Origin of the sequence: Geothrix fuzhouensis (assembly GCF_024609325.1) — a bacterium.
GTDB lineage: Bacteria > Acidobacteriota > Holophagae > Holophagales > Holophagaceae > Geothrix > Geothrix fuzhouensis.
The window spans coordinates 104,431-129,217 of sequence record NZ_JANHMQ010000003.1 but is presented as its reverse complement, the minus strand read 5'-3'; the positions used below and the strand labels follow the sequence as shown (position 1 = coordinate 129,217).

The window sequence follows — 24,787 nt, the reverse complement described above, 5'->3', positions numbered from 1 at the left end:
GAGCCCCCGCCACCGCCTAGGCTGTTCCGAAGAGCCGGTCACCGGCGTCGCCGAGGCCGGGGAGGATGTAGCCCTTTTCGTTGAGCTGGCGGTCCACGGCGCCCACGACAATGGCCAAGTCCGGGTGGTCTGCCTGGAGACGCTCCAGACCTTCGGGAGCCGCGAGCAAGGCGACGAGGGTGAGGTTCACCGCACCCGCGCTCTTGAGCTGGCGCACGGCCTCAGAGGCGCTGCCTCCCGTGGCGAGCATGGGGTCCAGAACGAAAACGGGCCGGGCCTCGAGCATGGGTGGGAAGTTGCGGTAGTAGGGAACGGGCACGAGGGAATCGTGATCGCGGTAGAGCCCGAGATGACCCACCTTCGCGGTCGGCAGCAGCTTGAGGAAGGAGGGGAGGAGGCCGAGTCCCGCCCTCAGCACCGGCACCAGCACGGGATCCAGTACCCTCAAGCGAAGCGTGCTTGTGCGTTCCAGCGGCGTCTCCACGACCACGGACTCCACAGGGAGATTCCGCGTCGATTCCGTCGCGAGGATCAAGCCGACCTCCTCGATGAGGGAGCGGAAGAGGCTTCCGGACGTCTTCCGGTCGCGGATGAGGGAGAGCTTGTGATGCACCAGGGGGTGGTCGAGCACTTGGATCGTCATGGGGACCTCTCGTCGCTTCCGGCGGGACCCTGAAGGCCGCATGCACTGAGCCCCGGAGCGGGAAGCGCGAAGGAAAGGGTAGCAGGCGGAACCCTTGATGGTGGACACGAACACCCCGCTCGGTCTTGGCTCCACGGAAGCGATTCCGCGCTCGTGATCCAGACGCAGTGGGTCCGCGCGGTTGGCTTGCGGAGAGATGCGGATCGAGTGATGGCGGGGTTTCGCGACGATCTTGACCTTGACGCGCAGCCCGGCAATTCCGGATTGCAGAGGCTTTCACGGGATCGGATTTCGCCCTTGGCGATGGTCGCGGCGTCGGAAACGAATGGGGGGAAGACGAGGCGGTAGCGTCAAAAAAAATGAAGATTTTTAAGATTTCTCTGTTGACCTCATCCAAATCACTGGTTTGATGTTGAATCAGAGGAAAAACGACCGATCATCTTCCCCATAGGGCCAGCAGCGAGGTATCTGAGATTTGGAGCGTGGGAAATGCTAAAGAAAGTCGCCATCTTCAAGGCCCTCGACGTGGAAATCAAGAAGCAGAGGGGCCCTGTGGCGGTGAAAGATGCCTACAAGGGTCACCACTCCTTGAAGGAAGAGCTCAGCCAGCCTGGAATCACTATTTTGGGTGAAGTGGCCGGGGGGGATCCGGGCCGGGGTCAGGTCCGTGAGTCCTACAAGGCCTCCACCCACGCCAAGAGTCTGGCCGAAAACGGGGCCCGAGCCCTGTCCATCGCCACGGACAAGTTCCTTTACCACGGCGAGGACAAGCACCTGTCCGAGGTTCGCAGCCAGGTGAAGCTCCCCTTGATCCGCCGGGATTTCATCTTCGAGGAATACCAGGTCGAGGAAAGCAAGATCCTCGGCGCCGACGCCATCTACCTCATGCCTGCCCTGCTTAGCCAGGACCGGCTGGAGACGCTGCTCAAGTTCGCCACCAGCAAGGGGCTCGATGTGGTGGTCGAAGTGACCTCCGAGGCTGAACTCCAGCGGGCGTTGGAGGCTGGCGCCGACATCATCTGCGCCGTGGGCCGCAACCTCGACACCTGGGAAGCCTCCTGGGACATGGCCGTGTCGCTGGTCAAGAAGATCCCCAAAAGCTGTCTCAAACTGGTCGAAGGCGGTATCCATAACCTTGATCAAATCAAGGAGATGGAGGCATTGGGAATCCACGGACTCCTGATTGGTGACGCCCTTCTCGATGACTACTATCCCGGCAAGCGCCTGGCGCAGATCCTGGCAGGCGTTGAGCCCCCGAAAAAAGCCGCGAAGCCCAAGGGCAAGACCGGCTCTGCCGCCGATGCGGCGCATCCCCCCGCGGCTGCTGCCGCAGCCAAGGAACGCATATCCACCCAGCGGAAAGACGCGATCCAAATTGGCATAAAAGATGCCACTGGGAAGCCATCTTCCCGCACGACCCCTTCCAACCTCGCCCAAAAGGGCGTAAAGGAGCCACCCATGGCCGAACTGACCAACATGGTCGCCACCCCTGCCGCCCCCGCGGCCGCGAAGCCCGCCGCCAAGAAGCCGGCTGCGAAGAAGGCTGCGCCGAAGAAGAAGGCTGCCGCCAAGAAGCCGGCCGCCAAGAAGGCTGCGCCGAAGAAGGCCGCTGCCAAGAAGCCGGCCGTTAAGAAGGCCGTCAAGAAGGCCGTGAAGAAGGCCGCGCCGAAGAAGGCTGCCGCCAAGAAGGTCGTCAAGAAGGCCGTGAAGAAGGCCGCGCCGAAGAAGGCCGCTGCCAAGAAGGCCGCGCCGAAGAAGAAGGCCGTTGCCAAGAAGCCGGCCGTCAAGAAGGCCGTGAAGAAGGCCGCGCCGAAGAAGGTTGCCGCCAAGAAGCCGGCCGCCAAGAAGGTCGTGAAGAAGGCCGCGCCGAAGAAGGCTGCCGCCAAGAAGCCGGCCGCCAAGAAGGTCGTCAAGAAGGCCGTGAAGAAGGCCACGAAGAAGTAGACGGATTCCACGGAATCCTTCTGCGCAACCGGGCTAACATCAGAGAGGCGCGCTAGCGCGCCTCTCTGAGCCGGGTGCCGCCATGATGACCATCGAACGCGTCTCTGCCCTTGAAGTCCTCGACAGCCGGGGGAACCCCACGGTTCTTGCCCGGGTCGAGCTTTCCGATGGGACGATGGGCCAGGCTCTCGTTCCCTCCGGCGCCTCGACCGGCAGCCGGGAAGCCCTCGAGCGGCGGGACGGCGACAAGAAGCGCTACCTCGGCAAGGGAGTCCTGGGCGCCGTGGATGCGGTCAATGTGGAGCTGGCCCAGGCCCTCCAGGGGATGGATCCCTTCCAGCAGGCCGAGCTCGACGAGCTGATGTGCGACCTGGACGGGACCGAGAACAAGGGCCGTCTGGGCGCGAACGCCATCCTGGGCGTCTCCATGGCCATCGCGGACGCCGCGGCGAAGGCGTCCCGCCTGCCGCTGTACCGGTACCTCGGGGGTGCCTCGGCCCGGCTGCTCCCCGTGCCGATGATGAATATCCTCAACGGCGGTGCCCACGCAGACAACAACGTGGACATCCAGGAGTTCATGGTGCTGCCCGTGGGCGCTCCCAGCTTCCGGGAGGGCCTCCGTTGGGGCGCCGAGGTCTACCACGCCCTGAAGGGGGTCCTGAAGGCCCGCAAGCTGTCCACAGGCGTGGGGGATGAAGGCGGGTTCGCACCGAACCTGGCCTCCAACGAGGAGGCCCTCGAATTGATCGGGGAAGCCGTCAAGAAGGCGGGCTATAAGCTGGGGAAGGATGTCTTCCTGGCGTTGGACTGCGCTGCCAGTGAATTCCTTAACGGCAAGACCTACACCCTGGATGGCGTCCAGAAGACCCCCACCCAGCTGGTGGAGTACTACCAGGGTCTGGTCTCCCGGCACCCGATCATCTCCATCGAGGACGGCTTCGCCGAGGGCGACTGGAAAGGCTGGAAGGCCCAGACCGAGGCTATGGGGGCCAAGACCCAGCTGGTGGGGGATGACATCTTCGTCACCAACCCCATCCTCCTGGCCAAGGCCATCCAGGAGGGCGTGGCCAACGCCATCCTGATCAAGCTGAACCAGATCGGCACCGTCACCGAGACCCTCCGGGCCGTGGACATGGCCCACAAGGCGGGCTACCGGGCCGTCATCAGCCACCGCAGCGGCGAGACCGAGGACAGCTTCATCGCGGATCTGGCCGTGGCCACGGGCGCGGGGCAGATCAAGACCGGCGCTCCCTGCCGCACGGACCGGATCGCCAAATACAACCGCCTGCTCCAGATCGAGTGGGAACTGGGGGCCGCCGCCCGCTACGCGGGTCGTGAGGCCTTCGGGTCCCGCCTCAGTTAGGAGGACCCCGGCATGAATGCCAACTGGCTCCTGAAGTCCTCCACCGTGTGGGGCGTGCTTGGAGCCTCCGGGTTCCTGTCCCTCATGGCCCTGCTCTTCTCTCAAGGGGGGCTGCCTGAACTGCGGAAGCGCGAAGGGGAGCTGGTCGCGACCCGCGCCCGCCTGGTCGAGCTGAACCGGCGGAACCGCGAACTGCTGGAGGAGGTCCAGCGCCTCGCCGCCAAGGACCCGGAGCTGATGGAGGCCCTGGCGCGGCGCCAAGGCTATGCGCGTCCCGGCGAGACCGTGTACACCTTCGGGAATCGCGAGAAATAGGTTGGATCTCTTCCTCGCCTCTGCCGCTGGCAACGTGTTCGGCTACCTCTGGGGGGAGGAGGCTAAAGATTGTCCAGGCTCGGATTGGGCCAGGATCCTCTGTCCCAGGGGGCGAGGGTTTGGTTTAGATGGCCTTTTTTTGATGCAAAGGCCTGGAATGGGTCCATGGATCCTGGAGCACTGGGATACAGATGGTGCCAAGTCCTTTTGTTCCAACGGTAGTAGGGCTGCCCTAGCTGTCCCCGGGGCCCCGGAAGGCGACTTGGTCGAGGTGATCTCCAGCGGCGAAGCCGTCCTCCTCCGACGCGATGCGAAAGGTGGCGTCGGCATCCGCATGCCGGAGGGCGAGGGCTTCGGACTTCGTCCCGTGCCCATGCCGACCGCGCATCCGGCAGGGTTCGGGTGGATCGGGAATCCGCAGCTGGTGTTGCGCGTGCCGTCGGTGACCTCGATCGATCTTCCGGTCTTCGCGCCGCCGCTCCGCCACCACGCCGCGCTCCCTGGCGGCACGAACGTGAGTGTGGTCGAAGTGATCGCACCGGGCGAGGCGAGCATCCGTTCCTGGGAGCGTGGCGTCGAAGGGGAGACTCTCTGCTGCGGGACCGGTTGCGCCGTCGCCGCCGCCTGGTTGGCCCACATGGAGGGACCCACTCGCTGGCGTCTGCATACCGCGGGGGGCGAGGACGTTTCCGTGACCCTCACCCCAGAAGGCGGTGGCGGTTGGCGCGACTTGTGGCTTTCCGGCTCGGTGCGGAGGCTGGGTCACGTGCAGCCGGACCCTTCGCTGCGGCCCTGATCACACGGGCACTTTGCCGTGGAACCTGACCTGCTAGACTGGCGTGTTCCACACCCAAGGGGATGCCGAGATGCGTGGTTTGACGAGCGCCTGCGCAATGATGAGGGCCGCCTGATGCGCGCCCGGGTGGTGGCTCTGGCGAACCAGAAGGGTGGGGTGGGCAAGACCACCACGGCCATCAATCTCGCCGCGTCCCTCGCGATGATGGAGAAAATGGTGCTGCTGGTGGACTTCGATCCCCAGGGCCACAGCACCACGGGCCTGGGCTTCCCCAAGCCGGACCACCGGGCCGGAGCCTACGCGCTGATGAAGGGCGCCCCCGCCGAAGCCCTGGTGTTGAGCACCGAAGTCCCCATGATGCAGGTGATCCCCGCAGGCAAGGATCTCGCCCAGCTGGAGTTCGAGCTCTTCGAACTGCCCCAGCTCCAGGTGCTGAAGCAGGGCCTGGCGCCACTCATGGACCGCTTCGATTACATCCTCATCGACCCGCCCCCCAGCCTCGGCATGATCACGTTGAACGCCCTCACTGCCGCGGACGAGGTGATCGTTCCCATGCCCTGCGAGTTCTTCGCCCTGGATGGCCTGGCGGAGTTGACCGAGACCCTGCGCCGCATCCAGGCCGGCCCGAACCCGCGCCTCCAGCTGGGCGGCATCCTGCTGACCATGGCGGAAGAGCGAACCAACCTCGGTGCTGCGGTGGCGAACGAGGTGCGCCACGCCTTTCCGGGCAAAGTCTTTCAGACCATGATCCCCCGCAACATCCGGCTCGCCGAGGCACCCAGTCACGGCAAACCCGTCGCCTTCTATGACCTACGCTCCAAGGGCGCCCAGGCCTACCTCAGCCTCGCGAAGGAATGGCTGGGTCTGGAGATCCCCGCGAGGAGGGAAGCCTGATGACCCAGCTGAAGCGTCCGGCCCTGGGCCGGGGACTCACTTCGCTCATGAGCCAGATGGCGCCTGAGGATGCCAACCAGCGGGAGCTGCCGCTGGGCAGCCTTGTCCCGAACCGGGCGCAGCCCCGCACGCACTTCGACGAGACGGCCTTGGCCGAACTCGCCGAGAGCCTGAAGCAGCACGGCATGGTCCAGCCCATCGTCGTGCGCAAGGTGGGTCAGCAGTTCGAGATCATCGCCGGCGAGCGCCGCTGGCGGGCCGCACGGCTCGCCGGGATCGCGATGGTCCCGGTGGTCATCAAAGAAGTGCCGGACGATCGCCTGTTGGAGTTCGCCCTGGTGGAGAACATCCAGCGGCAGGAGCTCAATCCCATCGAGGAGGCCACGGCCTACTGGCAGCTGGGCGAGCATCTGCGCCTCACGCAGGAACAGGTGGCGGATCGGGTGGGCAAGTCTCGCCCCCAGGTGGCCAACACCTTGCGGCTGTTGCGCCTTTCCGCCGAGCTGAAAGCCGACGTCGCCCATGGTCGCCTCAGCACCGGGCACGCCAAAGTCCTGCTGGGGGTTCCCGATCCCCGGTTGCAGGAGCAGCTCGCCCACGAAGTGGTGGCGCAGCAGCTCAGCGTGCGCGCCCTGGAAGCCCGGATCCAGCAACTCCAGAAGCAGGCCAAGGCCAAGGGGGGGCGGAAGAAGCATCCCCAGGAGTTGTTCATCAAGGCGGCCGCGGAAGAATTGACCCAGTCCTGGGGTACCCGCATCGAGATCAAGGCCAAGGGCAAGGCGGGTGCCCTGGTGATGCACTATGGCAGCGAAGCGGAGCTGGACCGGCTCTTCGAGGCCCTCAAGCACGGTCCGGCCAAGGGCCGGTAGGAGTCGTCATGTCCTGGTTCGTGAAGAAGCGTCAACAGAAGACTGCTGTCGAAGAAAAGACCGTCCGGGTGCCTGAGGGGCTCTGGATCAAGTGCGAGGCCTGCAAGGAACTGATCTACCGCAAGGAACTGGTCAACACGCACAACGTCTGTCCCAAGTGCGGCTACCACTTCCGCATCGGTGTGGATGAGCGGCTCGAGAACCTGATGGACGAGGGCTGGACGACCCTCTTCAGTGACCTGCGGAGCGGGGACCCCCTTGGCTTCGTCTCCACCAAGAGCTACAAGGACCAGCTGAAGAAGCTGGAGCAGGCGGGCCAGACTGAGGATGCGGTGGTCGTGGTGGAAGGCACCTTGTCCGGCCAGCCGGTGGTGACGGCCATCATGAACTTCGACTTCCTGGCCGCCAGCATGGGCAGCGTGGTGGGCGAGAAGCTGCGCCTGGGCGCCGAGCGCGCGCTGGAGAAGCAGTGCGCCTTCATCATTGTGAGCTGCAGCGGCGGGGCCCGCATGCAGGAGGGCACCCTCTCGCTCATGCAGATGGCCAAGGTCAGCGCCGCCCTGGCCAAGCTGGACAAGGCCGGACTGCCGTACCTGAGCCTCTTGACGGATCCCACCACGGGCGGCGTGAGCGCCAGCTACGCCATGCTGGGCGACCTGAACATCGCCGAGCCCAAGGCCCTCATCGGCTTCGCCGGTCCCCGCGTCATCGAGCAGACCATCAAGCAGAGCCTGCCCGAGGGCTTCCAGCGCTCGGAGTTCCTCCAGACCCACGGCATGGTCGATAAGGTTGTCACCCGTGATCACCTCAAGGACTTCATCACCGCTTGCCTGGTCTGGATGATGCCCTCGCCCAGGGACTGATGCGCCCCGACATCGAACCCGTCTTCATTCCACGCCTGCAGGCGCGCGGCCACCTCGGGATCAAGTGCGGCCTGGAGAACATCCACGCGCTGCTCGAAGGCCTGGGACGCCCCGATGCGGGCTTTCCCGTCATCCTCATCGCGGGCACCAATGGCAAGGGCAGCACTGGGGCTTTCCTCGCCCACATGCTGAAGGCGGCGGGTTTCGTCGTCGGATGGACGACCTCGCCCCACCTGGTGGACCCCACCGAGCGGGTTTGGGTGGACGGTGGGTTCATCGGCGAGGGGGCCCTGGAACTCCTACTGGGAGAAGCTTTCGACGCTGAAGCCCGGACCGGTGTGAACGCCACCTACTTCGAGCTGATGATCACGGCCGCCCTATCAGCCTTCCGCATGACCGGCGTGGAAGTGGCCCTGGTGGAAGTGGGCCTGGGAGGGCGCTGGGACGCCACCAACGCCACCGATCCCATCCTCACGGTGCTGACCAGCGTGGGTCTGGACCACCAGCAGTACCTGGGGGACACCCGGGAGGCCATCGCGCGGGAGAAGCTCTGCACAGCCCGAGACGGCCGCCCCCTCATTCTGGGACCCACCCTCGATCCCGAATGGATTCGCCTGCTGCTCTCGAATGAGCCGGTGCTCTGCCCGGCGTCGCGCCTGGGTCCCGCGGACATCCGCTGGGACCATTCCCGTGTGAATGGGCATCGGGTGGGTCTGGCGGGGTTGCATCAGCTGGACAACCTGGCCACGGCGTTCGAAACGATCCGCCAGCTGCGGGAGCTGGGGTTCCCCATCCCGGAGGATCGCCTCTGGGATGGCGTGGCGGCCACCCGCTGGCCCGGCAGGCTCTGGGCCCCGCCGGGCCTCCAGGGCATCTGGATGGATGGCGCCCACAACCCCGACGGCGCCCGCGCCCTGGCCGATCATGCTCTGGCCTGCGGGGTGCGGCCGCATCTGTACTTCGGCGCCATGGGCGACAAAGATCTGGCTGGTGTGGCCCGGGAACTGAAACGCATGCGCCCCCTGTCCGTCACCTTCATCCAGGGGGATGCGCCCCGCTATGCGAAGGCGCCGGATCTTAGGGAAGCCTGGGGCAACGAGGCCCCGCTGCTCACCGTGCGCGAGGCGGCGGCCCACTTGAAGGCTCCCGCCGAAGCCCCACGGCTCGTGACCGGTTCCCTCTACCTGCTGGGTGACCTGCTGAGGGAGTTGGACATCCAGGTGTCCTGAGCAACCTGGTCATGCCCGGTCTGCGGAGGGAAGCCGCTAACCTGGAGCCATGTCCACCGGATCCTCCCGCGCCGTTGCCCTCGCGCTCGCCGCCAATGGCGGCATCGCCATCTCCAAGTTCGGCGTGTTTCTCCTGACGGGAAGCTCCAGCCTCCTGACGGAGGCGATCCATTCCACGGCGGACTGCGCGAACCAGGTGCTGCTCTTCCTGGGCATGCGCCAGGGATCGAAGCCCGCGGGACCCAAGCACCCGCTAGGCCACGGCCAGGCCGCCTTCGTGGCGAGTTTCCTCGTGGCCCTGCTGCTCTTCAGCGTGGGCGGCCTCTATTCGCTGGTGGAGGGCCTCCACAAGATCCACCATCCCGAGCAGCCGCATCACCTGGGTTGGGCCGTGGCCCTGCTCCTCTTCGCCACGGCCCTGGAGGGCTGGTCCCTGCGGGGCGCCCTCCGCGCCGCGGGGCCCGAACGCCGCGGCCGGTCGCTGCTGCGGTACTTGCGCCAGTCCAGCAGCACGGAGCTGGTGGTGGTGGTGGCCGAGGACATCGCGGCCCTGCTGGGTCTGGTGTTTGCCCTCGCCGCCGTGCTGCTTACCCTGCTCACCGGAAATCCCGTGTGGGATGGCATCGGCAGCGTGGCCATCGGCCTCCTGCTCATCGGCGTGGCGGCCTTCGTGGGCACGGAGGTGACGAGTCTGTTGTTGAACGAGGCCCCGCCCCTGGTCCTGCGGGCCGCCATCCGCGCCGCGGTGGATGAGGACCCGGCGGTGGACCAGGTGCTGAACCTGGTGGCCGTGATCGTCGGCAGCGACCGGCTGATGGTGGCGCTGAAAGTGAAATTCCGGGACCAGCCCAGTGGGATGGCCATGGTGGCGGTCATCAACGCCCTGGAGCGGAATCTCCACCAGCGCTTCCCCCAGATCCAGCACCTGTTCGTGGAGCCGGACGAAGATTGAGCCTGGAGCCGATCAGGGCAGCTCGGACGGCCCCAAACGGAAGGTCTCGCCCAGGGCGCCGTAGTTGGGCCCCACCACTGAGGCCAGCCGGACGATGGGCGTCCATTGGCTGGCATCGGCGCAGTCCTGGTCGGCGTTCCAGATGCGTTCTGCGGCATGGGCCACCACCACATCCAGCAGGAGGAGGGTGCTGGCGGGACCCAGCTCCAGCTCCCGGTTCAGCCGGCACTCCAGGGCCACCGGCGCATCCTTCAGGCGGGGCGGCGCCACGCGCTGAGAGGGCTCCGTGGCCAGGCCCAGGCGCTCCACCTCACTGATGTCCGGTTCCACCTCCGCCCCACTGGCGTGGAGGGGCGCCAGAAGCGGCAGATCCGCCAGGTGGACCACGGCCTGGCCGTTCGCCTTCAGGTTGCCGTGGGTGTCCTTGAGGGATCCGTCTCGGCGGCGGCCCGCCGTGAAGGCCACCATGGGCGGCCCGAAGATGCCCATGAAGCTGCTGAAGGGGGCCAGGTTCACCCGCCCGGCCGTATCCACCGTCGTGATCCAGGCGATGGGGCGCGGGATCACCAGGCTGGACAGGATGCGGTAGACATCGCGCTTGGGCAGGGAAGCGAGGTCGCGAGTGATCATGTCATTCCCCGATGATCTTAATAAGGACGCGCTTGTCCCGGCGGCCATCGAACTCGCCATAGAAGATTTGCTCCCAGGTGCCGAAGTCCAACTGTCCCCCGGTGATGGCCACCACCACCTCACGGCCCATGATCTGCCGTTTGTGATGGGCGTCGCCGTTATCCTCGCCGGTCCGGTTGTGGAGGTAGCCGCCGGCGGCCGGATCGCTCCCGGCGTTGAAGGGGGCCAGCTTCTCCAGCCAGCGGAGGTAGTCCTGCTTAAGGCCGGACTCCTCGTCATTGATGAAGACGCTGGAGGTGATGTGCATGGAGTTGACCAGGCAGAGCCCCTCCCGGATGCCGCTGTCGCGGACGGCGCCGGCCACCTCGGCCGTGATGTTCACGAAGCCGGTCCGGCCGGGGAGGTGGAGCGTGAGGACCTTCCGGTGGCTCTTCATGGGCGAAGCATAACGAAAAACCCCGGGCCTGGGGCCCGGGGTTGGTGGAGCGAGGACGCTCAGTAGCCAGCGATCTGGAAATCGTCGAAGTTTACGCGGTTGGCGCTGCCGTCCGTCTTGCGGAGCTCGAAGCGGATGGCGCCCGCCACGTTCACGGTGAAGGAGGCCGTGGCCAGGGTGGTGGACGAGGTGGTCACGGTGCTTCCGGCCTGAGTCCAGGTAGAGCCGCTGTTGGTGGAGTACCACAGGCCCCAGGTGGAATTGCCATCGGTCCCGTATTTCGCGTGCTTCACCGAAACGGTCTTGGCGCCGGTGGCGAAGTTGAACATCATCGTCACCTTGCCGCTGTTGCGGGTGCGGACGCTCTGGGTGCCCACTTTGGGATCGGAGGAGGTGTTGCCGAGGAGGGCGTCGTTCAAGGTCCATGTGCCCGTGGGGAGAGCGACGGTGCCCGTGGCATACGCGGTCTTGGTGCCGGTGTCGAAGGTCTCCTTCAGGCTGCTGCCGGCGCTGGCGGCGAAGGCGGCGGTGATGGTGTGGCTGGCCGTGACATTGCTGAAGGTGTACGAGCCGAGGGCGCCCTGGTTCACGCCATCCACGGTGAGGCTGCTGATGACGTAGCCGGTGGCGGGGGTGATGGTGAAGGTCTGGCTGCCGCCTTTGGCTATGGTGACTGTGCCCGCGGGGCTGATGGTGCCGCCGGTCCCGGCGCTGGCCGTGAGGGTATAGGAGGCTGCATTCACGGTGATGGTGCGGGTGGCCGAGGCGGACTTGCCCTGATTGCTGGTGGCGGTGAAGGTGGCCGTATAGGTGCCGGCCGTGGTGTAGGTGTGGTTGACGGGGCCCAGCACCGCGGCGGAGGACCCGTCGCCGAAGGACCAGTTGTAGGTGAGGGCGCTGCCGTCGGAGATGCTGGCGCTGCCCTGGAAGCTGACGGATCCGCCGGCGAGGATCGTCGGGTTGGAGGACGGGGAGACGATGCTCACCGAGGGGACCGGGGCGGAGGTGGTGCCCGCCAGGTAGGTGGTGGCATTCAGGTAGAAGGCCCGGTTGCTATTGATGCCGTAGCTGGCGTGGAGGGATTTCCCAGCGGTCGTGGTCGTGCCGTCATCGGAAGGGGAGCTGTCGCTGATGGCCACCACCCGGCCGGCCCCCACAGTGCAGGTCACGATGAAGGAGCCCGTGTCGCCGCTGATCTGGGTATGGAGGATCTCCTGCACGTTGGGGTTCTGGGCCGTGTTGAAGTTCAGGTACGAGTAGGAATGGAAGTCCATCAGGCCCAGGCCGCCATAGGCGCCGTGGATGATGGCCTGGGCTGCCGGCGAGGTGCTGGTGCTGAAGGCGGTGCTGGTGGTGTTGGCCAGCGCATCGCCGGGGCCATGGCCCGGGACGAAGGTGAAGCCGAAGGGGTTGCCGCCGTTCACAGCCACCAGGTCATTGAACACCGTGTAGGCATCCGTGCCCCCGGTGCCGCTGTAGCGGATGGCGCCGGGGTGGTTGCACACCATGAACAGGCCGCCGCCATTCTGGACGAAGGTGAGGATGGCCTGCTTTTCCGCGGCCGTGAACTTGAGATAGGGCTCGGGGATGACGTAGACGGCGTAGTTGGCGAGATCCTGGGCGTTGGTGGTGTCCCGGTAGCTGACGCGACCGGTGGGGGGAAGGGTCTGGACGGTGTAGCCGGCCTTGTAGAGATCGAAGGCCCAGGCGCTGATGCCACCGTTCCAGTCGGCCTCGGAGGCAGGGGCGGCTGGGCTGGGATTGGGCTCGCTGGCCGAGCAGATGACCCACTCGGCCGACGTGCCGGCCTCCTCGTGGCGGGTGTGGTCGAACAGGATCTTCTTCGGGGTCTGGGCCCCCAGAGCCAGGGCCAGAGACAGGCTCAGGAGAACGCGGAACAGGCGCATGATCACCTCGCAGGAAAGTAGGGTTCTCCCCATTCCACCCAGACCGGGCGTGACCGCGAGGTGAATTTGCTGCACTTAACAACAATTAACATCCCAGTGGCGCGCCCCCCTCGCGGCACACTGGAAGGACTCCTCCAGGATCCGACATGCTGCTCGTTCCCGCCCTCCTTCTCCTGATGCAGGCCCCACCAGCCCCGGCTCCGGCCAAGCCGGACCCGGTGCCGCCGGCCCGCATCGAACTCACCACGCCGTTCCCCGTCCACCTGGGCAGCGTGGGCCCGCGTGAGATCCGGGAGGCGGCCTACGGCATTAAGAGCATCCACGACCGGCCCTTCCACCTGCGGGTGCTCGACCTGTCGCTGGGACTCAGCCTGGACCCGGCGCAGCTGGCCGCGCCCCTGCAGCCCGGTGAGGTCCGCCTGGTGAGGGTGAAGGTGGATCCCACGGGGCTGGTGGGTCCCGTCAAGGGTGCCGTGCGCCTGGGCACCGATGATCCCGGCCAGCCCAACTACATCCTCCGCTACGACATGCTGGTGCGGCCCGAGGTGACGGTGGATGCCGAGCGCAAGAGCCTTGGCGAGGTCGCGCCCCACGAGAGTCCGGAGTTGGACTTCCACTTCCGGCGGGAAGGCGGCGAACCCCTGAAGCTCGCGCTGGCCTCGGCGGCGCCCTCGTACCTCGAGATGGAGCTGGTTCCCCGGGAGGGCGGGTCGGACCTGCGCGTGACCTTGCGGCCCAGGCACCTGGAGCCGGGGGTCACCGCAGGGCTAGAGGTGCTGAAGGTGGCCACCAACGCACCGAAGCAGCCCCTCTTCACCCTGTACCTGGATTGGCGGATTGCGTTCCCGGTCATCCCCGAGCCTTCCCGGGTAGTGTTCACGGAGCCGAAGAACACCCTGCTGGCCCTGGAGCTCCGTGCCCGGGACGGAAAGCCCTTCCGCATCCTGAAGACGGAGGTCCAGGGACGCGGGTTCCAGGTGCTGGACGCGCCCGAGGCGGAATCCGCCCGGCAGGTCCTGCGGATCCGGCGCACGGGGACCGCGGCGGAAGCCCTCCTGCTGGTCCATTGCTCGAACCTGGGGGAGCCCCTCAAGGTGCCGCTGCGTTATCTGGATCCCAGGGCACGGCCCCCGAAGGGCGCCGTGCCGCCCCCGCCGCCCGCAGAGGAACACCACCACCACTAGCTGATTTCAGATGCTGGTGGGCACGGCTTTCTTCGCGGCCTTGAGGTTCAATGTCACCTTGATGACCCTGCCCTCGCGGAGGACATCGAAGACCACCTCATCGGCCGGAGCCTCGAGCTCCAGCATCGCCATGAACTGGCCTTCGCTCTCGATCTGTCTCCCCTGGTAGGCCAGAAGGATATCCCCCATGGCCTTGACGCGGCCCTCGGCATCCACCTCGAGGGGTTTGAGCCCGGCCCGGCCGGCAGGAGAATCCGCATCCACCTCCCGTATGACGAGGCCCCGGGTGATGCCGAAGACTTGCTGGGCTTCGTAGCTGCCCATGGTCACAAAACCCATGCTGGGTGGTTCCAGGCGGCCCCGGGCGATGAGCAGGGGCACCACGCGGTTCAAGGTATCCACAGGGATGGCGAAGCCGATGCCCACGGAGGCGCCTGTGGCGGCGGCGATGGCGGTATTCATGCCCACCAGACGCCCGCCGCTGTCCAGCAGGGGGCCGCCGGAATTGCCCGGATTCACCGCGGCGTCCGTTTGGATGACGTTCAGGATATGGGTGTTGTAGCCCGTGGCGATCTCCCGCCCCAGGGCGGAGATGACGCCCTTCGTGAGGGTGTGGTCCAGACCGAAGGGGTTGCCGATGGCGGTCACCGCCTGGCCCACCTGGAGGTCGGAGCTGCGCCCGATGGGGATGGGGCGCATGGCGTTGAGGGGCGCGAAGACCTGCAACACGGAGATGTCATAGGCGAAGCTGGTGCCGATGACCCGGCCCTTGTAGGTCTTGCCGTCTGCGAGGGTGACTTCCACTTCGTTCACGTCGCCGATCCTCTTGCCCTGTTCCTCCACGGTGATGACGTGGTGGTTGGTGACCACATGACCCCACTCGTCCCACACGAAGCCGGTGCCGGTGCCGGTGGGGATCTTGGTGATGTCGAGGGTCCGCAGGTCCTGCACGGGAAAGATCGCGGAGACGTAGACCACGCTGGGTTTGGCCTCCTTGAACCGCCGGATGGTGTTCCGCTCTTCGGTGCTGAGGGGGGGGCGCTGCGCGACGGCGCGGGGGGCCGCATGGGCCCGGAACCGCTGGATGGTGCCTTCCTCGCTGGGGGCATGAGTGGGGGGCGGTGGGGTCTGGGTTGGTGCCTGGGCCAGAAGGGGCAGGGCCATGAGGATGGCGAGACCCAGGGAGAAGCATCGGGGGCTGGGGATCATGGCGGCTCCTTGACGATTATGCGGCTTCCCGGGGCGTTCCGGGCCGGCGGAGGTGCCGGGGTCCAGCGGCCAGGCGGCAACCTTCGCCCTTTGGCCCTCCATGGAAAGCCCGTAATCTGAAACGAACCCATGCGCGAATCCACCGCTCGCCCCCGCCGCCCGGCTCTGCTCCTGGGCCTGTTGTTTCTCCTCATTCTCGGAGTCGGCGGTGGCCTAGCCTGGTTCCTGGCCGTCCGGGGATTGCGCAGCCCGCTGCACGTGCTGCTGATCACTCAGCCCAGGGAAGGGGCCATGGGGCTCGACCCCGCCACCTGTCGGGCCATCGGGGCCCTGGTGCAGGACCATCTGGAGCTCTTCGGTCAGGCGGCCGTCACCAGCGTCACCGAGGTGCCGGAGAATCTGGAAGCGGTCCGTGCCCGCCACCAGAGCCTGATGCTGCAGCTGGAACCCTCCCGGCAAGGGGATGCGCTGGTCCTCTCCTACCGCTATGTCTGGGGCGATCGCCTGACCCACGGAACCCCTCCCGCCTGGATCCGGTGCCAGGGGCAGGCGCTGAAGCCCGCGGAGGCCTTCGAGGCTTTTGTGAAAGGGTTCCCCAAGCACCTCCGCATGCCCGACGCCTCGCCCTTGGTTCCCCGCCAACCTGCCTGTTTCTGGGATCTGATCGCGGCGAGCGCCTTGCGCCTTCGGAATGAGCACCTGGAAGAGGCCACGGCGCTGGCGGAACGATGCACCTCGCAGGAGCCCTCCTGCGCCAGTTCCTGGATCCTCCTGGGCAACCTGCGCTACCGGCACATGCTGAACAGCCCGGCGGCCTTCCGGCAGGAACAGGCGGATACCGAGGCCATGATCCAGCGGGGGCTGGGCCTGGCGGCGCATCACCCCAGGGGTGTCTTCCTCCTGTCGCTGCTCAAGACCGATGGTGGCAATCAGGCCGATTCCCTGGACCTCCTGATCGAGGCCCGGCGGTGGCAGCCCCACAACCCGACCCTGCTCACAGGCATTGCTTACGCGGCTCGGGGTGCGGGTCTGCTCCCCCTGGCGCGGCGGGCCATGGACCTGCGGGACGAACTGGCCTTTGCCAGCCTCCAGCCTCAGGCGGTGGATATCACCTGCCTGTATACCGGCGAGATCCAGCGCTTCGAGGCCAGCCTCCAGGAACAGCCTGGGCATCTGCGTAGCACGTCCGGGGTGCTGCCCTTCTACCGTGGCTACCTGGCTCTGGTACGGGGAGACCAGCCCCTCGCCCGGCGGGAGTTCCAGGCCGCGGCGACCATGGCCAACGGCTACCCGAACATCCTCCGCCTGAGCCAGATCTACGACCTGATCCTGGAGGGCCGGAAGGACGAAGCTTGGAAGAAATTGCGGGAGTACGACCAGGAACGCATCGGCATGCGCGAGCCCGATGGCGAATTCACCCTCCGGCTGGCAGAGGCGTACGCCCTCATCGGCGATCGGGCCAGCGCCATGGACATGGCAGGACGGGCCTTTGCCCGTGGCTTCGGCTGCACCGCCTGGTACGAACGCAGCCCCATGCTGGAGCCGCTGCGAGGCCTGCCCAAGTGGAAGGCGCTCATGCAGCACCTGAAGGAGCGGCAGGGTCTGATGGAGGATCGCTTCCCCGTCGGCCTGCTGGAGAACAATTGACCTTGGCGTGAACCGTGATTTCGGAAGAAGCGGGGGCCCCGGTAGACTGAGGGTTCGCCCGACCGGGGGATCCATGGCCACACTCATCACGCCCGACCCAACCGCCCCTGCGGCCGAGGGCTATGTGCCGAAGCACAAGGTCCGCATCGTCACCGCCGCCAGCCTGTTCGATGGCCACGACGCCGCCATCAACATCATGCGCCGCATCATCCAGGCCACCGGCTGCGAGGTGATCCACCTGGGCCACAACCGCTCGGTGCAGGACATCGTGGAGACCGCCATCCAGGAGGATGCCCAGGGCATCGCCCTCTCCAGCTATCAGGGCGGCCACGTCGAGTTCTTCAAGTACATGGTCGACCTGCTCAAGGAACGCGGCGCGGGGCACATCCAGATCTTCGGTGGCGGTGGCGGTGTCATTTCGCCCGAAGAAATCCGCGAGTTGGAAGCCTATGGCGTGGCTCGCATCTACAGCCCCGAGGACGGCCGCCACATGGGCCTCCAGGGCATGATTGACGACATGGTCCGTCGTTGCGACGTGGATCCCCGCACCACCCCCGAGTTCCACCGCCTGGCCCGTCGCATCACGAAGATCGAGCTTGGTGATCTGACGGGACAACCCACCACCACCCCGGAGCCTGTCACCGTGCCCGTTCTCGGCATCACCGGCACGGGCGGCGCAGGGAAGTCGTCCCTCATCGACGAGCTGCTGCGGCGCTTCCTGGTGGACTTCGCGGACAAGCGCGTGGCCGTGCTCAGCGTGGACCCCACCAAGCGCAAGACCGGCGGCGCCCTGCTGGGCGACCGCATCCGCATGAACTCGCTCTACCACCCCGAGCTGCGCGATCGCGTCTTCATGCGCAGCCTCGCCACCCGCGGCGCGGCCCACCGCGCCACGAGCGAGGCCCTGGTGGCCAGCATCGCCGCCGCCAAGGCCGAAGGCTACGACCTGGTGATCGTGGAGACCGCGGGCATCGGCCAGAGCGACAGCGAGATCGCGGATCTGGTCGACTTGGCGATGTACGTGATGACGCCCGAATACGGCGCCGCCAGCCAGCTCGAGAAGATCGACATGCTGGATTTCGCGGACATGGTCGTGCTCAACAAGGCCGACAAACGCGGGGCGGAGGATGCCCTGCGGGACGTGCGCAAGCAGTACCAGCGTGCCCACAAGCGCTTCAATGAGGCCGCGGATGACATGCCGGTCTACGCCACCTGCGCCAGCCAGTTCAATGATCCCGCCACCAACTGGCTGTTCGTGAACCTGGTGAAGGCCCTGGCCGCCAAGACCGGTCTGGACTGGACACCGAAGCTGGAGGCCGAGGCCGGAACCCCCCGCCGGTCCGCCATCATCCCGCCCGAGCGGGTGCGCTACCTGGCCGAGATCGCCGACACCGTGCAGGGCTACAAAGCCTGGGCCCGCCGCCAGGCCGAGACCGCCGAGCTGGCCCACGCCCTCTGGACGAGCCTCCTGACCCTGGGCGACAAGGTGCCTTCGGCCGGGGCCTTCTACGACTCGGCCCACCTCGCCGAGGCGGCTGAGGGTGATCAGGGCGCCGCCATCCTCCTGCTCCGGCAGCGCTACCAGGAGCACCTGGGCGAATTGCACGCCGAAAGCCGCCGGCTCATCCACGACTGGACCGAGCTGAAGCGCAGCTACACGGAACCCGAGAACATCTACGTGGTGCGAGGCAGGGAGATCCGCACGGCCAACTACACCCAGTCCCTCAGTGGTTCCATGGTCCCCAAGGTGGCCCTGCCACCCTACGCAGGCTGGGGCGAGCTGCTCCGCTGGCAACTGCTGGAAAACCTGCCGGGCCGCTTCCCCTTCACAGCCGGAGTCTTCGAATACAAGCGCGTCGGCGAGGATCCCACCCGCATGTTCGCAGGCGAAGGCACCCCGGAGCGCACCAACAAGCGCTTCCACTACGTGAGCAAGGGCCAACCCGCCGTGCGGCTCAGCACCGCCTTCGACAGTGTGACGCTGTACGGAGAGGATCCCCATGTCCGCCCGGACATTTACGGGAAGATCGGCAACAGCGGCGTCTCCGTCTGCACCGTGGACGACGCCAAGAAGCTCTACTCGGGCTTCGACTTGCTTTGCCCGTCCACCAGCGTGAGCATGACCATCAACGGTCCCGCGCCAACCATGCTGGCTTTCTTTCTCAACGCGGCCATCGATCAGCGGGCGGAACTCTGGCTGAAGGAACACGGCCAATTGGAGGCTGCCCAGGCCAAGATCAACGCGACGTACGCGGCCAAGGGGCTGACCCGTCCGAGTTATGGAGAAACGCTGCCCGATGGCAACGACGGCCTGGGTCTGGCGCTGCTGGGTGCCACCGCCGATGAGGTGCTGCCGCCGGATGTCTATGCCAAGCTGCGGACCGAGGCGCTCCAGACCGTGCGAGGCACGGTGCAGGCCGACATCCTGAAGGAGGATCAGGCCCAGAACACCTGCATCTTCAGCACGGAGTTCAGCCTCAAGGTCATGGGTGACATCCAGCAGACCTTCATCGAGGAGAAGGTCCGCAATTTCTACTCGGTGAGCATCAGCGGCTATCACATCGCCGAGGCGGGGGCGAACCCCATCACCCAGCTCGCCTTCACGCTCGCCAACGGGTTCACCTTCGTCGAGTACTACCTATCCCGTGGCATGCACATCGACGACTTCGCGCCGAACCTCTCCTTCTTCTTCAGCAATGGCCTGGATCCCGAGTACAGCGTCATCGGCCGCGTGGCCCGCCGCATCTGGTCCGTGGCCATGAAGGAGAAGTACGGAGCCAACGACCGCAGCCAGAAGCTGAAGTACCACATCCAGACCTCGGGCCGCTCCCTGCACGCGCAGGAGATCGACTTCAACGACATCCGCACCACGCTGCAAGCGCTGTACGCCATCTACGACAACTGCAACAGCCTGCACACCAACGCCTACGATGAGGCCATCACCACGCCCACCGAGGAGAGCGTGCGCCGGGCCATCGCCATCCAGCTCATCATCAACCGCGAGCTGGGCCAGGCAAAGAACGAGAACCCGCTCCAGGGCGCCTTCCTCATTGAGCAGATGACGGAACTGGTGGAGGAGGCTGTGCTGACGGAGTTCCGGCGCCTGACCGACCGCGGCGGCGTGCTGGGCGCCATGGAGACCATGTACCAGCGCGGCAAGATCCAGGAAGAGTCCATGCACTACGAGCACCTCAAGCACAGCGGGGAGCTGCCCATCGTGGGCGTGAACACTTTCTTGAACCCCCAGGCTGCCGAACCCGGCACGCCCGAGCTGATCCGCAGCACCGAGGCGGAGAAGCAGCAGCAAATCCGGAACCTCGAAGCCTTCCATGCCCGCAACGCCGACAAGGCCCCGGCGGCCTTGGCCCGGCTCAAGGACATCGCCCGCTCGGGTGGCAACCTCTTCGGCGCCCTTCTGGATGCCGGCAAGGTCTGCAGCCTCGGTCAGATCAGCCAGGCGCTCTACGAAGTGGGCGGACAGTACCGGAGAAACATGTAACCCGAGAGGCTTGTCCTCCCAGGCCAGGCGAAGCGTGGAAATTTCCGTGCGCGTATCATGAGACCCGATGGCTCGCCGCGCCCTGATCCTTTTCCTCGTCTTCCTGGCACCCACCGTGATGTTGGCCGCCAGGGCGCCGAAGGCTTCCAGGGGTCCGGGGAAACCAGGGGTCACCTACCTCTACACCTACTACGACCGGCAGGGCCGCCTGGTGATCAACAACCTGCCTCCCAGCTACATGAAGGGGCAGGGGCTGATCCTCAAGCACGTGGGCGTCGGCAAGGTGCGTCTCGCGGTCACCCCCGCGGAGATGGCCCGGGCCTTGAAGAGCCCTGAGCTCATCGCGCTGGTGGACGAGATCGCCCAGGCCGAGGGGGTGGATACCCACCTGGCCCGGGCCATCATTCAGGCGGAAAGCGCCTTCAATTACCGGGCCCGGTCCAAGGCTGGAGCCCTGGGGCTCATGCAGCTCATGCCCTCCACGGCGGAACGCTTCGGTGTGCTGGATCCCTTCGACCCGCGGCAGAACATCAGCGGCGGCGTGAAGTACCTGAAGTGGCTCCACGGCTACTACGAGGGCGACTTGAACAAGGTGGTGGCCGCCTACAACGCCGGGGAAGGCGCGGTCAACCGCTACCAGGGGATTCCACCCTTCCGCGAGACGCGGGCCTACGTGCCGAAGGTGCTGGACCTCTACCACCGCAAGGCCGTGCAGCCCGATCCGAAACTGGCTGGCAGCATGGCCCTGCTGAAGAAGGGGCGTGGCGGCTTCAAGGTCGACGAGGAGAAGACGGTGGCCGAGCCCACCAGGGAGCAGCGGGCTTCCACGCGCATCTATCAGTGGACCGACGCCACCGGCCGGGTCCAGATCAGTGATCAGCCGCCCCCCAAGGGCACGGTTGGTGTGAGGCCCTTCGGCGGGCCCTGATCGGGGATCAGCTCCGCTGGGTCTCGCCTTCCCGCACGAAGGCCTCCAGGGCCGCGAGGCTGGCCTGGAAGAGCGATTCGAGGCGGTCCCGCAAGTCCGCGCCAGCCTCCACGGAGCCACCGCGACCCAGGGCCTCCAGCTCCGCGGCCAGGGCGCGCAGGGCCTTGGCACCCAGGGCCCCGGCGCCACCCTTGAGGGCGTGCGAAGCCCGGGAGAATTCCTCGGCATCCTGGCGCGTGGCGGCCGCGAGGATATCCTCGATGCGCCGCTGAGTGTCCTCCCGGAAGATGCCCATCATCTCGAGCACCAGCCCAAAGCTGCCGTCATCCAATTCCACCAGATTCTGGAGGGTCGTCAGATCGAGCAGGTCCGATGGGGCCACGGGAACTCCTGGCTTCCATGCTGACCCAGGGGCGCCCGTCCGTCCAATGGGAGGCGCCAAGGCCAGGCAGTAGTAGGCTGGGAGCATGACTGAAGCTGTTCCCATGTCCGCGGCGGAAACCGCCCTCTCGCTGTTGTTCCGCAAGCTGCATCCCCATTTGGAGGACGCGGCCCACGCGCTGGCCAAGGGGGCCGTCCGGCGGGACCTGGAACGCCTGCATCTCAAACTCCTCGCAGCGCGCCTCAAAACAGTGGCGCTGCTCGAGGCGGAGGCGGAGGGCCTGCCTGAAGATGCGCCGGTGGTGGAGATCCTGGAGACCCTGGCCGCCAATCTCACCCCCGTGGGGGAGAGCTACCGGCAGAGCCTGATTCTCACCCAACTTTGTCTGGAGGAGGCCCCGGCGGAACTGCTGCCCCATGCGCCGGAGGGCTGCGTGGCGGGATCGGCCTGGGGCCCCCGCATGACGGACTTCCTCACCCGCCTCGAAGATCCCGCCTTCCAGGCCCACCGCCGCTGGGCGGCCATCGAGGAGGACATCGGGGAGACGGAGGAGGAGTAGCCGCTCCGTTCGACCCCCTGGATCTGCCATTCGACCCCCTGGGTCTGCAGTCTGAAGGGAAGCCTCCACCAAAGGCCGCCCGAGGGCATCTCCTGGTGTGGACGGATGATCCGCCCCCGCCACCAGGAGCTCCCATGAACACCCATCCTCTTCGTTTTGCCGTCCTCGCCGGGGCCCTGCTGGCCTTTGGCGCTTCCCTTTCGGCCCAGGGCCCCGGCCCCGGATTCGGCCCCGGTTCCCGCGCGGGCCGCGGCCTCATGGCCCTGAACCTCACCGAGGCTCAGCAAGCCCAGGTGAAGGCCATCCATGAACGCCACCAGGGCGCCCTCAAGGCCAAGGGCGAGACTGCGTCGGCAGCCCACAAGGCCCTGCGCGAAGCCATGGCCAACTCGGCCACGGATGCCAAGACCCTGCAGGCCCTCCACGAGAAGGCCTCGGCCGCCCAGTTCGACCTGATGCTCGAGCACCGGGCCGTTCGGCAGGAGATCCTGCCCCTCCTCACCGTCGAGCAGAAGGCCCAGTTCGAAAAGCGGGGCATGGGTTCAGGTTTCGGCCCCGGCGCCGGCATGATGGGGCCCCGTAGGGGACATGGCCGTGGCCCCGGCCTGAACCCCGATTGCCCGATGACCAAGTAGTCCCGGGCTATTCTGGAGCCTCATGCGCGCTTCAGCGGTCCTCCAGGCCACCTGGCAGCGGACGCGGCGCCCCCGGACTTGGGGCGCCGCGCTGCTGTTCGGGTTGGTGTGGAATGGCACCCGGGCCTTGATGGGGCTTCCGGAGCCCAGCCTTCTGGAACTGCTCGCGCCGTCGCTGTGGGTGGCCCTCTTCCTCCTCCTTGCGCCGCTGCCTTGGCAGTGGACTGGCGATGACCGCCCCATGGCGGGGTCGTTGCGGGGGGCGGTCCAGGCCCTTCCCTGGATGACAGCCCTGACCCTCGGCGTCCTCCTGCTCCTGGGTTCGGCCGGTGGCCTGCAGCCCTTTGGCCGCGGTCCGGGCCCCGGAGCTGGCCCCGGCGCGGGCATGGGCATGATGGAGCGGGGCGGGCCGCGGCGTGGCATGGGGCCCCACCGGGAGGAGCCAAGGCTCATGCCCGTCCATCCCCGGTTCTGGGTCCTCGGCGTGGCCCACCTCTGCTTCGGGCTGCTGCTGGGCTGGGTTCTGGCGGACCGGGAGCGGGCCGAGTTCCAGGTGGCCGCGGCGCGACGGGCGGCGGATGAGGCGCAGGCGCGCACCCTCCAAGGCCAGATGAACCCCCATGTACTCTTCAACGCCATCAGCGGCCTGACAGAACTGGTACGCGAGGATCCGGCGGCGGCAGAGGCCGCCTTGGTGAACCTGTCGGAACTGCTGCGGACCCTGCTGGGCCACGGCTCGCGCCTCCGGGCTCCGCTGGGAGATGAGCGCCGCCTGGTGGAGCGGCACCTGGCTCTGGAACGCCTCCGCCTGGGGCACCGCCTGCGCGAAACCTGGGACTGGCCCGAGGCCCTGGATGCCCTGGAGGTCCCGCCCCTCATGATCCAGCCCCTGGTGGAGAATGCGCTGAAACACGGCGTGTCCATGGCCCTGGGCGGCGGGGCCCTGGACGTGAAGGTGGCCCGCCGGGACGACCACCTCTGGGTGCGGGTCGCCAACACGGGACCGGCACCCGCGGCGGAGGAAGGGCCGGGGTTGGGCCTGCGGAACCTTCGGGAACGGCTGCGCCTGCTGGGGGCCCCGGCGGACGCTCTGCGGCTCCAGCGGGAAGGCGAATGGACTGTGGCCGAGCTGAGCCTGGAGGTGAAGGCATGAGTGGGCACCCACTGCGCGTGCTGGTGGCCGAGGACGAACCGTTCAACCTGCGCCGGCTGTCGCGGCTGCTCCGGGAGGCGGGCTGCGAGGTGGTGGCGGAATTGGAGGACGGGCCCTCCGTGCTGGCATGGCTGGCCCACGGCGAAGGCGTGGATGCGCTGTTCCTGGACATCCAGATGCCCGGTCTCACCGGGCTGGATGTGAACGCGGACCTGCCGAGACCGATTCCGGTGGTCTTCGTGACAGCCTATGCGGAGCATGCCGTGCGGGCTTTTGAGCAGGCCGCCACGGACTACCTGCTTAAACCCGTGACGGCCGAGCGGCTGGCGGCCACCCTCCTCCGCCTGCGCACCCTTATGGGGAATGGGGTCAGTCACGACCCGGCCACGCGCCTGACAGGCCCTTTCCGGTTCCCCGTGAAGGCCGGCGAGGGCCTGGTGTTGGTGGATCTCGCCAAGACCACGCACTTCCTGTTCGAGGATGGCGCCGTGTGGGCCTTTGCCGGCGACCGGCTGCGCACGACCTGGAAGACCCTGGCAGAGGCGGAACTGGCCCTGGGCCCCCGGGTGGTTCGCGGTCATCGCCACCTGCTACTCCGGCCAGAGGCCGTGCTCGGGGTACGGGCAGGGGATTCGGGCCGTCTGCTCGTGCGCCTCGCCGGGGGGACGGAGCTGGAGGTCAGCCGAGGCGCCGCCCCGGCCCTGAAGGCCCGACTGGGGCTCAGCTGAGCGAGCCCAGTCGGGTTCGACG

Annotated in this window: 23 protein-coding genes; 17 read left to right on the top strand and 6 right to left on the bottom strand. The window is 66.8% G+C overall.

Translation table 11 applies throughout. From position 1 onward, the window contains the following. Positions 1-16: 16 nt before the first annotated feature. Complete coding sequence (upp, locus tag NOV74_RS11980; RefSeq protein WP_257312750.1) at positions 17-643, bottom strand: uracil phosphoribosyltransferase; 627 nt, start codon at positions 641-643, stop codon at positions 17-19. 489 nt (positions 644-1,132) lie between these two features. On the opposite strand from upp, the gene NOV74_RS11975 reads away from it, so the two are divergent. The 9 genes from NOV74_RS11975 to NOV74_RS11935 all read left to right on the top strand — a co-directional run bounded on the left by NOV74_RS11975 (position 1,133) and on the right by NOV74_RS11935 (position 9,868). Next, positions 1,133-2,587 carry an indole-3-glycerol phosphate synthase TrpC gene (locus tag NOV74_RS11975; protein ID WP_257312748.1) on the top strand — a complete coding sequence of 485 codons (1,455 nt, stop codon included), beginning with the start codon at positions 1,133-1,135 and terminating at the stop codon, positions 2,585-2,587. A gap of 82 nt (positions 2,588-2,669) precedes the next feature. Further along, entirely contained in the window at positions 2,670-3,950 is a 1,281-nt protein-coding gene (eno, locus tag NOV74_RS11970) for a phosphopyruvate hydratase (RefSeq protein ID WP_257312746.1), read from the top strand. A gap of 12 nt (positions 3,951-3,962) precedes the next feature. After that, positions 3,963-4,265 (top strand): FtsB family cell division protein, encoded by a 303-nt coding sequence (locus tag NOV74_RS11965; protein WP_257312744.1) that lies wholly within the window; start codon positions 3,963-3,965, stop codon positions 4,263-4,265. A 157-nt stretch (positions 4,266-4,422) separates the two neighbouring features. Continuing rightward, positions 4,423-5,061: a diaminopimelate epimerase gene (locus NOV74_RS11960; protein WP_257312741.1), complete on the top strand. Its 639-nt coding sequence runs from the start codon at positions 4,423-4,425 to the stop codon at positions 5,059-5,061. Positions 5,062-5,175: 114 nt separating this feature from the next. Next, positions 5,176-5,955 carry a ParA family protein gene (locus NOV74_RS11955; protein ID WP_257312739.1) on the top strand — a complete coding sequence of 260 codons (780 nt, stop codon included), beginning with the start codon at positions 5,176-5,178 and terminating at the stop codon, positions 5,953-5,955. Beyond that, positions 5,955-6,824, top strand: coding sequence for a ParB/RepB/Spo0J family partition protein (locus tag NOV74_RS11950; protein ID WP_257312736.1), 870 nt, complete (start codon positions 5,955-5,957; stop codon positions 6,822-6,824). The genes NOV74_RS11955 and NOV74_RS11950 overlap by 1 nt, the downstream gene beginning before the upstream one ends. Positions 6,825-6,832: 8 nt before the next feature. Further along, positions 6,833-7,687, top strand: coding sequence for an acetyl-CoA carboxylase, carboxyltransferase subunit beta (gene accD / locus NOV74_RS11945; protein ID WP_257312735.1), 855 nt, complete (start codon positions 6,833-6,835; stop codon positions 7,685-7,687). After that, positions 7,687-8,916 carry a bifunctional folylpolyglutamate synthase/dihydrofolate synthase gene (locus NOV74_RS11940; RefSeq protein WP_257312733.1) on the top strand — a complete coding sequence of 410 codons (1,230 nt, stop codon included), beginning with the start codon at positions 7,687-7,689 and terminating at the stop codon, positions 8,914-8,916. The genes accD and NOV74_RS11940 overlap by 1 nt, the downstream gene beginning before the upstream one ends. Before the next feature lie 49 nt (positions 8,917-8,965). Further along, on the top strand, positions 8,966-9,868 hold the full coding sequence (locus NOV74_RS11935) for a cation diffusion facilitator family transporter (RefSeq protein ID WP_257312730.1): 903 nt from the start codon (positions 8,966-8,968) through the stop codon (positions 9,866-9,868). Positions 9,869-9,880: 12 nt separating this feature from the next. Here NOV74_RS11935 and NOV74_RS11930 read toward each other — a convergent pair whose 3' ends face one another. From NOV74_RS11930 to NOV74_RS11920, 3 genes are read right to left on the bottom strand one after another with little or no spacing between them, the layout of a single operon-like run. Then, complete coding sequence (locus tag NOV74_RS11930; RefSeq protein WP_257312727.1) at positions 9,881-10,498, bottom strand: flavin reductase family protein; 618 nt, start codon at positions 10,496-10,498, stop codon at positions 9,881-9,883. A gap of 1 nt (position 10,499) precedes the next feature. Beyond that, the gene (locus NOV74_RS11925; RefSeq protein WP_257312724.1) at positions 10,500-10,934 is read right to left on the bottom strand and encodes a secondary thiamine-phosphate synthase enzyme YjbQ; all 435 of its coding nucleotides are present in this window, start codon (positions 10,932-10,934) and stop codon (positions 10,500-10,502) included. A 59-nt stretch (positions 10,935-10,993) separates the two neighbouring features. After that, positions 10,994-12,841 carry a PKD domain-containing protein gene (locus NOV74_RS11920; RefSeq protein WP_257312721.1) on the bottom strand — a complete coding sequence of 616 codons (1,848 nt, stop codon included), beginning with the start codon at positions 12,839-12,841 and terminating at the stop codon, positions 10,994-10,996. Between the two features lie 146 nt (positions 12,842-12,987). Here NOV74_RS11920 and NOV74_RS11915 point away from each other — a divergent pair, with 146 nt between their 5' ends. Then, the gene (locus NOV74_RS11915; RefSeq protein WP_257312718.1) at positions 12,988-14,025 is read left to right on the top strand and encodes a hypothetical protein; all 1,038 of its coding nucleotides are present in this window, start codon (positions 12,988-12,990) and stop codon (positions 14,023-14,025) included. Positions 14,026-14,031: 6 nt separating this feature from the next. Here the strand turns inward: NOV74_RS11915 and NOV74_RS11910 are convergent, their stop codons facing one another. Beyond that, positions 14,032-15,234 carry a S1C family serine protease gene (locus NOV74_RS11910; RefSeq protein WP_257312715.1) on the bottom strand — a complete coding sequence of 401 codons (1,203 nt, stop codon included), beginning with the start codon at positions 15,232-15,234 and terminating at the stop codon, positions 14,032-14,034. A 129-nt stretch (positions 15,235-15,363) separates the two neighbouring features. Here NOV74_RS11910 and NOV74_RS11905 point away from each other — a divergent pair, with 129 nt between their 5' ends. The 3 genes from NOV74_RS11905 to NOV74_RS15365 all read left to right on the top strand — a co-directional run bounded on the left by NOV74_RS11905 (position 15,364) and on the right by NOV74_RS15365 (position 21,308). Further along, complete coding sequence (locus NOV74_RS11905; RefSeq protein ID WP_257312712.1) at positions 15,364-16,881, top strand: hypothetical protein; 1,518 nt, start codon at positions 15,364-15,366, stop codon at positions 16,879-16,881. A 73-nt stretch (positions 16,882-16,954) separates the two neighbouring features. Next, entirely contained in the window at positions 16,955-20,380 is a 3,426-nt protein-coding gene (locus tag NOV74_RS11900; RefSeq protein ID WP_257312709.1) for a methylmalonyl-CoA mutase family protein, read from the top strand. A gap of 67 nt (positions 20,381-20,447) precedes the next feature. Then, complete coding sequence (locus NOV74_RS15365) at positions 20,448-21,308, top strand: transglycosylase SLT domain-containing protein (protein WP_306672467.1); 861 nt, start codon at positions 20,448-20,450, stop codon at positions 21,306-21,308. Between the two features lie 7 nt (positions 21,309-21,315). On the opposite strand, the gene NOV74_RS11885 is transcribed toward NOV74_RS15365, so the two are convergent. Then, a complete protein-coding gene (locus NOV74_RS11885; protein WP_257312706.1) occupies positions 21,316-21,690 on the bottom strand; it encodes an Hpt domain-containing protein in 375 nt (124 codons plus the stop codon). Positions 21,691-21,775: 85 nt separating this feature from the next. Between NOV74_RS11885 and NOV74_RS11880 the strand changes: the two genes are divergently transcribed. The 4 genes from NOV74_RS11880 to NOV74_RS11865 all read left to right on the top strand — a co-directional run bounded on the left by NOV74_RS11880 (position 21,776) and on the right by NOV74_RS11865 (position 24,765). After that, entirely contained in the window at positions 21,776-22,249 is a 474-nt protein-coding gene (locus tag NOV74_RS11880) for a hypothetical protein (RefSeq protein ID WP_257312703.1), read from the top strand. A gap of 134 nt (positions 22,250-22,383) precedes the next feature. Continuing rightward, positions 22,384-22,884: a Spy/CpxP family protein refolding chaperone gene (locus NOV74_RS11875; RefSeq protein ID WP_257312702.1), complete on the top strand. Its 501-nt coding sequence runs from the start codon at positions 22,384-22,386 to the stop codon at positions 22,882-22,884. Positions 22,885-22,906: 22 nt separating this feature from the next. After that, positions 22,907-24,037 carry a sensor histidine kinase gene (locus tag NOV74_RS11870; RefSeq protein ID WP_257312699.1) on the top strand — a complete coding sequence of 377 codons (1,131 nt, stop codon included), beginning with the start codon at positions 22,907-22,909 and terminating at the stop codon, positions 24,035-24,037. Continuing rightward, positions 24,034-24,765: a LytR/AlgR family response regulator transcription factor gene (locus NOV74_RS11865; RefSeq protein WP_257312697.1), complete on the top strand. Its 732-nt coding sequence runs from the start codon at positions 24,034-24,036 to the stop codon at positions 24,763-24,765. Before NOV74_RS11870 ends, NOV74_RS11865 begins: the two co-directional genes overlap by 4 nt. Positions 24,766-24,787: the final 22 nt, after the last annotated feature.

Coding starts and splice junctions, on each gene's coding strand:
- NOV74_RS11930 (WP_257312727.1), bottom strand. CDS start 10,498: ATGATCACTCGCGACCTCGCTTCCCTGCCCAAGCGCGATGTCTACCGC.
- NOV74_RS11905 (WP_257312712.1), top strand. CDS start 15,364: ATGCGCGAATCCACCGCTCGCCCCCGCCGCCCGGCTCTGCTCCTGGGC.
- NOV74_RS11965 (WP_257312744.1), top strand. CDS start 3,963: ATGAATGCCAACTGGCTCCTGAAGTCCTCCACCGTGTGGGGCGTGCTT.
- NOV74_RS11880 (WP_257312703.1), top strand. CDS start 21,776: ATGACTGAAGCTGTTCCCATGTCCGCGGCGGAAACCGCCCTCTCGCTG.
- NOV74_RS11925 (WP_257312724.1), bottom strand. CDS start 10,934: ATGAAGAGCCACCGGAAGGTCCTCACGCTCCACCTCCCCGGCCGGACC.
- NOV74_RS11955 (WP_257312739.1), top strand. CDS start 5,176: ATGCGCGCCCGGGTGGTGGCTCTGGCGAACCAGAAGGGTGGGGTGGGC.
- upp (WP_257312750.1), bottom strand. CDS start 643: ATGACGATCCAAGTGCTCGACCACCCCCTGGTGCATCACAAGCTCTCC.
- NOV74_RS11940 (WP_257312733.1), top strand. CDS start 7,687: ATGCGCCCCGACATCGAACCCGTCTTCATTCCACGCCTGCAGGCGCGC.
- NOV74_RS11935 (WP_257312730.1), top strand. CDS start 8,966: ATGTCCACCGGATCCTCCCGCGCCGTTGCCCTCGCGCTCGCCGCCAAT.
- NOV74_RS15365 (WP_306672467.1), top strand. CDS start 20,448: ATGGCTCGCCGCGCCCTGATCCTTTTCCTCGTCTTCCTGGCACCCACC.
- NOV74_RS11975 (WP_257312748.1), top strand. CDS start 1,133: ATGCTAAAGAAAGTCGCCATCTTCAAGGCCCTCGACGTGGAAATCAAG.
- NOV74_RS11920 (WP_257312721.1), bottom strand. CDS start 12,841: ATGCGCCTGTTCCGCGTTCTCCTGAGCCTGTCTCTGGCCCTGGCTCTG.
- NOV74_RS11950 (WP_257312736.1), top strand. CDS start 5,955: ATGACCCAGCTGAAGCGTCCGGCCCTGGGCCGGGGACTCACTTCGCTC.
- NOV74_RS11910 (WP_257312715.1), bottom strand. CDS start 15,234: ATGATCCCCAGCCCCCGATGCTTCTCCCTGGGTCTCGCCATCCTCATG.
- NOV74_RS11875 (WP_257312702.1), top strand. CDS start 22,384: ATGAACACCCATCCTCTTCGTTTTGCCGTCCTCGCCGGGGCCCTGCTG.
- eno (WP_257312746.1), top strand. CDS start 2,670: ATGATGACCATCGAACGCGTCTCTGCCCTTGAAGTCCTCGACAGCCGG.
- NOV74_RS11865 (WP_257312697.1), top strand. CDS start 24,034: ATGAGTGGGCACCCACTGCGCGTGCTGGTGGCCGAGGACGAACCGTTC.
- NOV74_RS11900 (WP_257312709.1), top strand. CDS start 16,955: ATGGCCACACTCATCACGCCCGACCCAACCGCCCCTGCGGCCGAGGGC.
- NOV74_RS11915 (WP_257312718.1), top strand. CDS start 12,988: ATGCTGCTCGTTCCCGCCCTCCTTCTCCTGATGCAGGCCCCACCAGCC.
- NOV74_RS11870 (WP_257312699.1), top strand. CDS start 22,907: ATGCGCGCTTCAGCGGTCCTCCAGGCCACCTGGCAGCGGACGCGGCGC.
- accD (WP_257312735.1), top strand. CDS start 6,833: ATGTCCTGGTTCGTGAAGAAGCGTCAACAGAAGACTGCTGTCGAAGAA.
- NOV74_RS11960 (WP_257312741.1), top strand. CDS start 4,423: ATGGGTCCATGGATCCTGGAGCACTGGGATACAGATGGTGCCAAGTCC.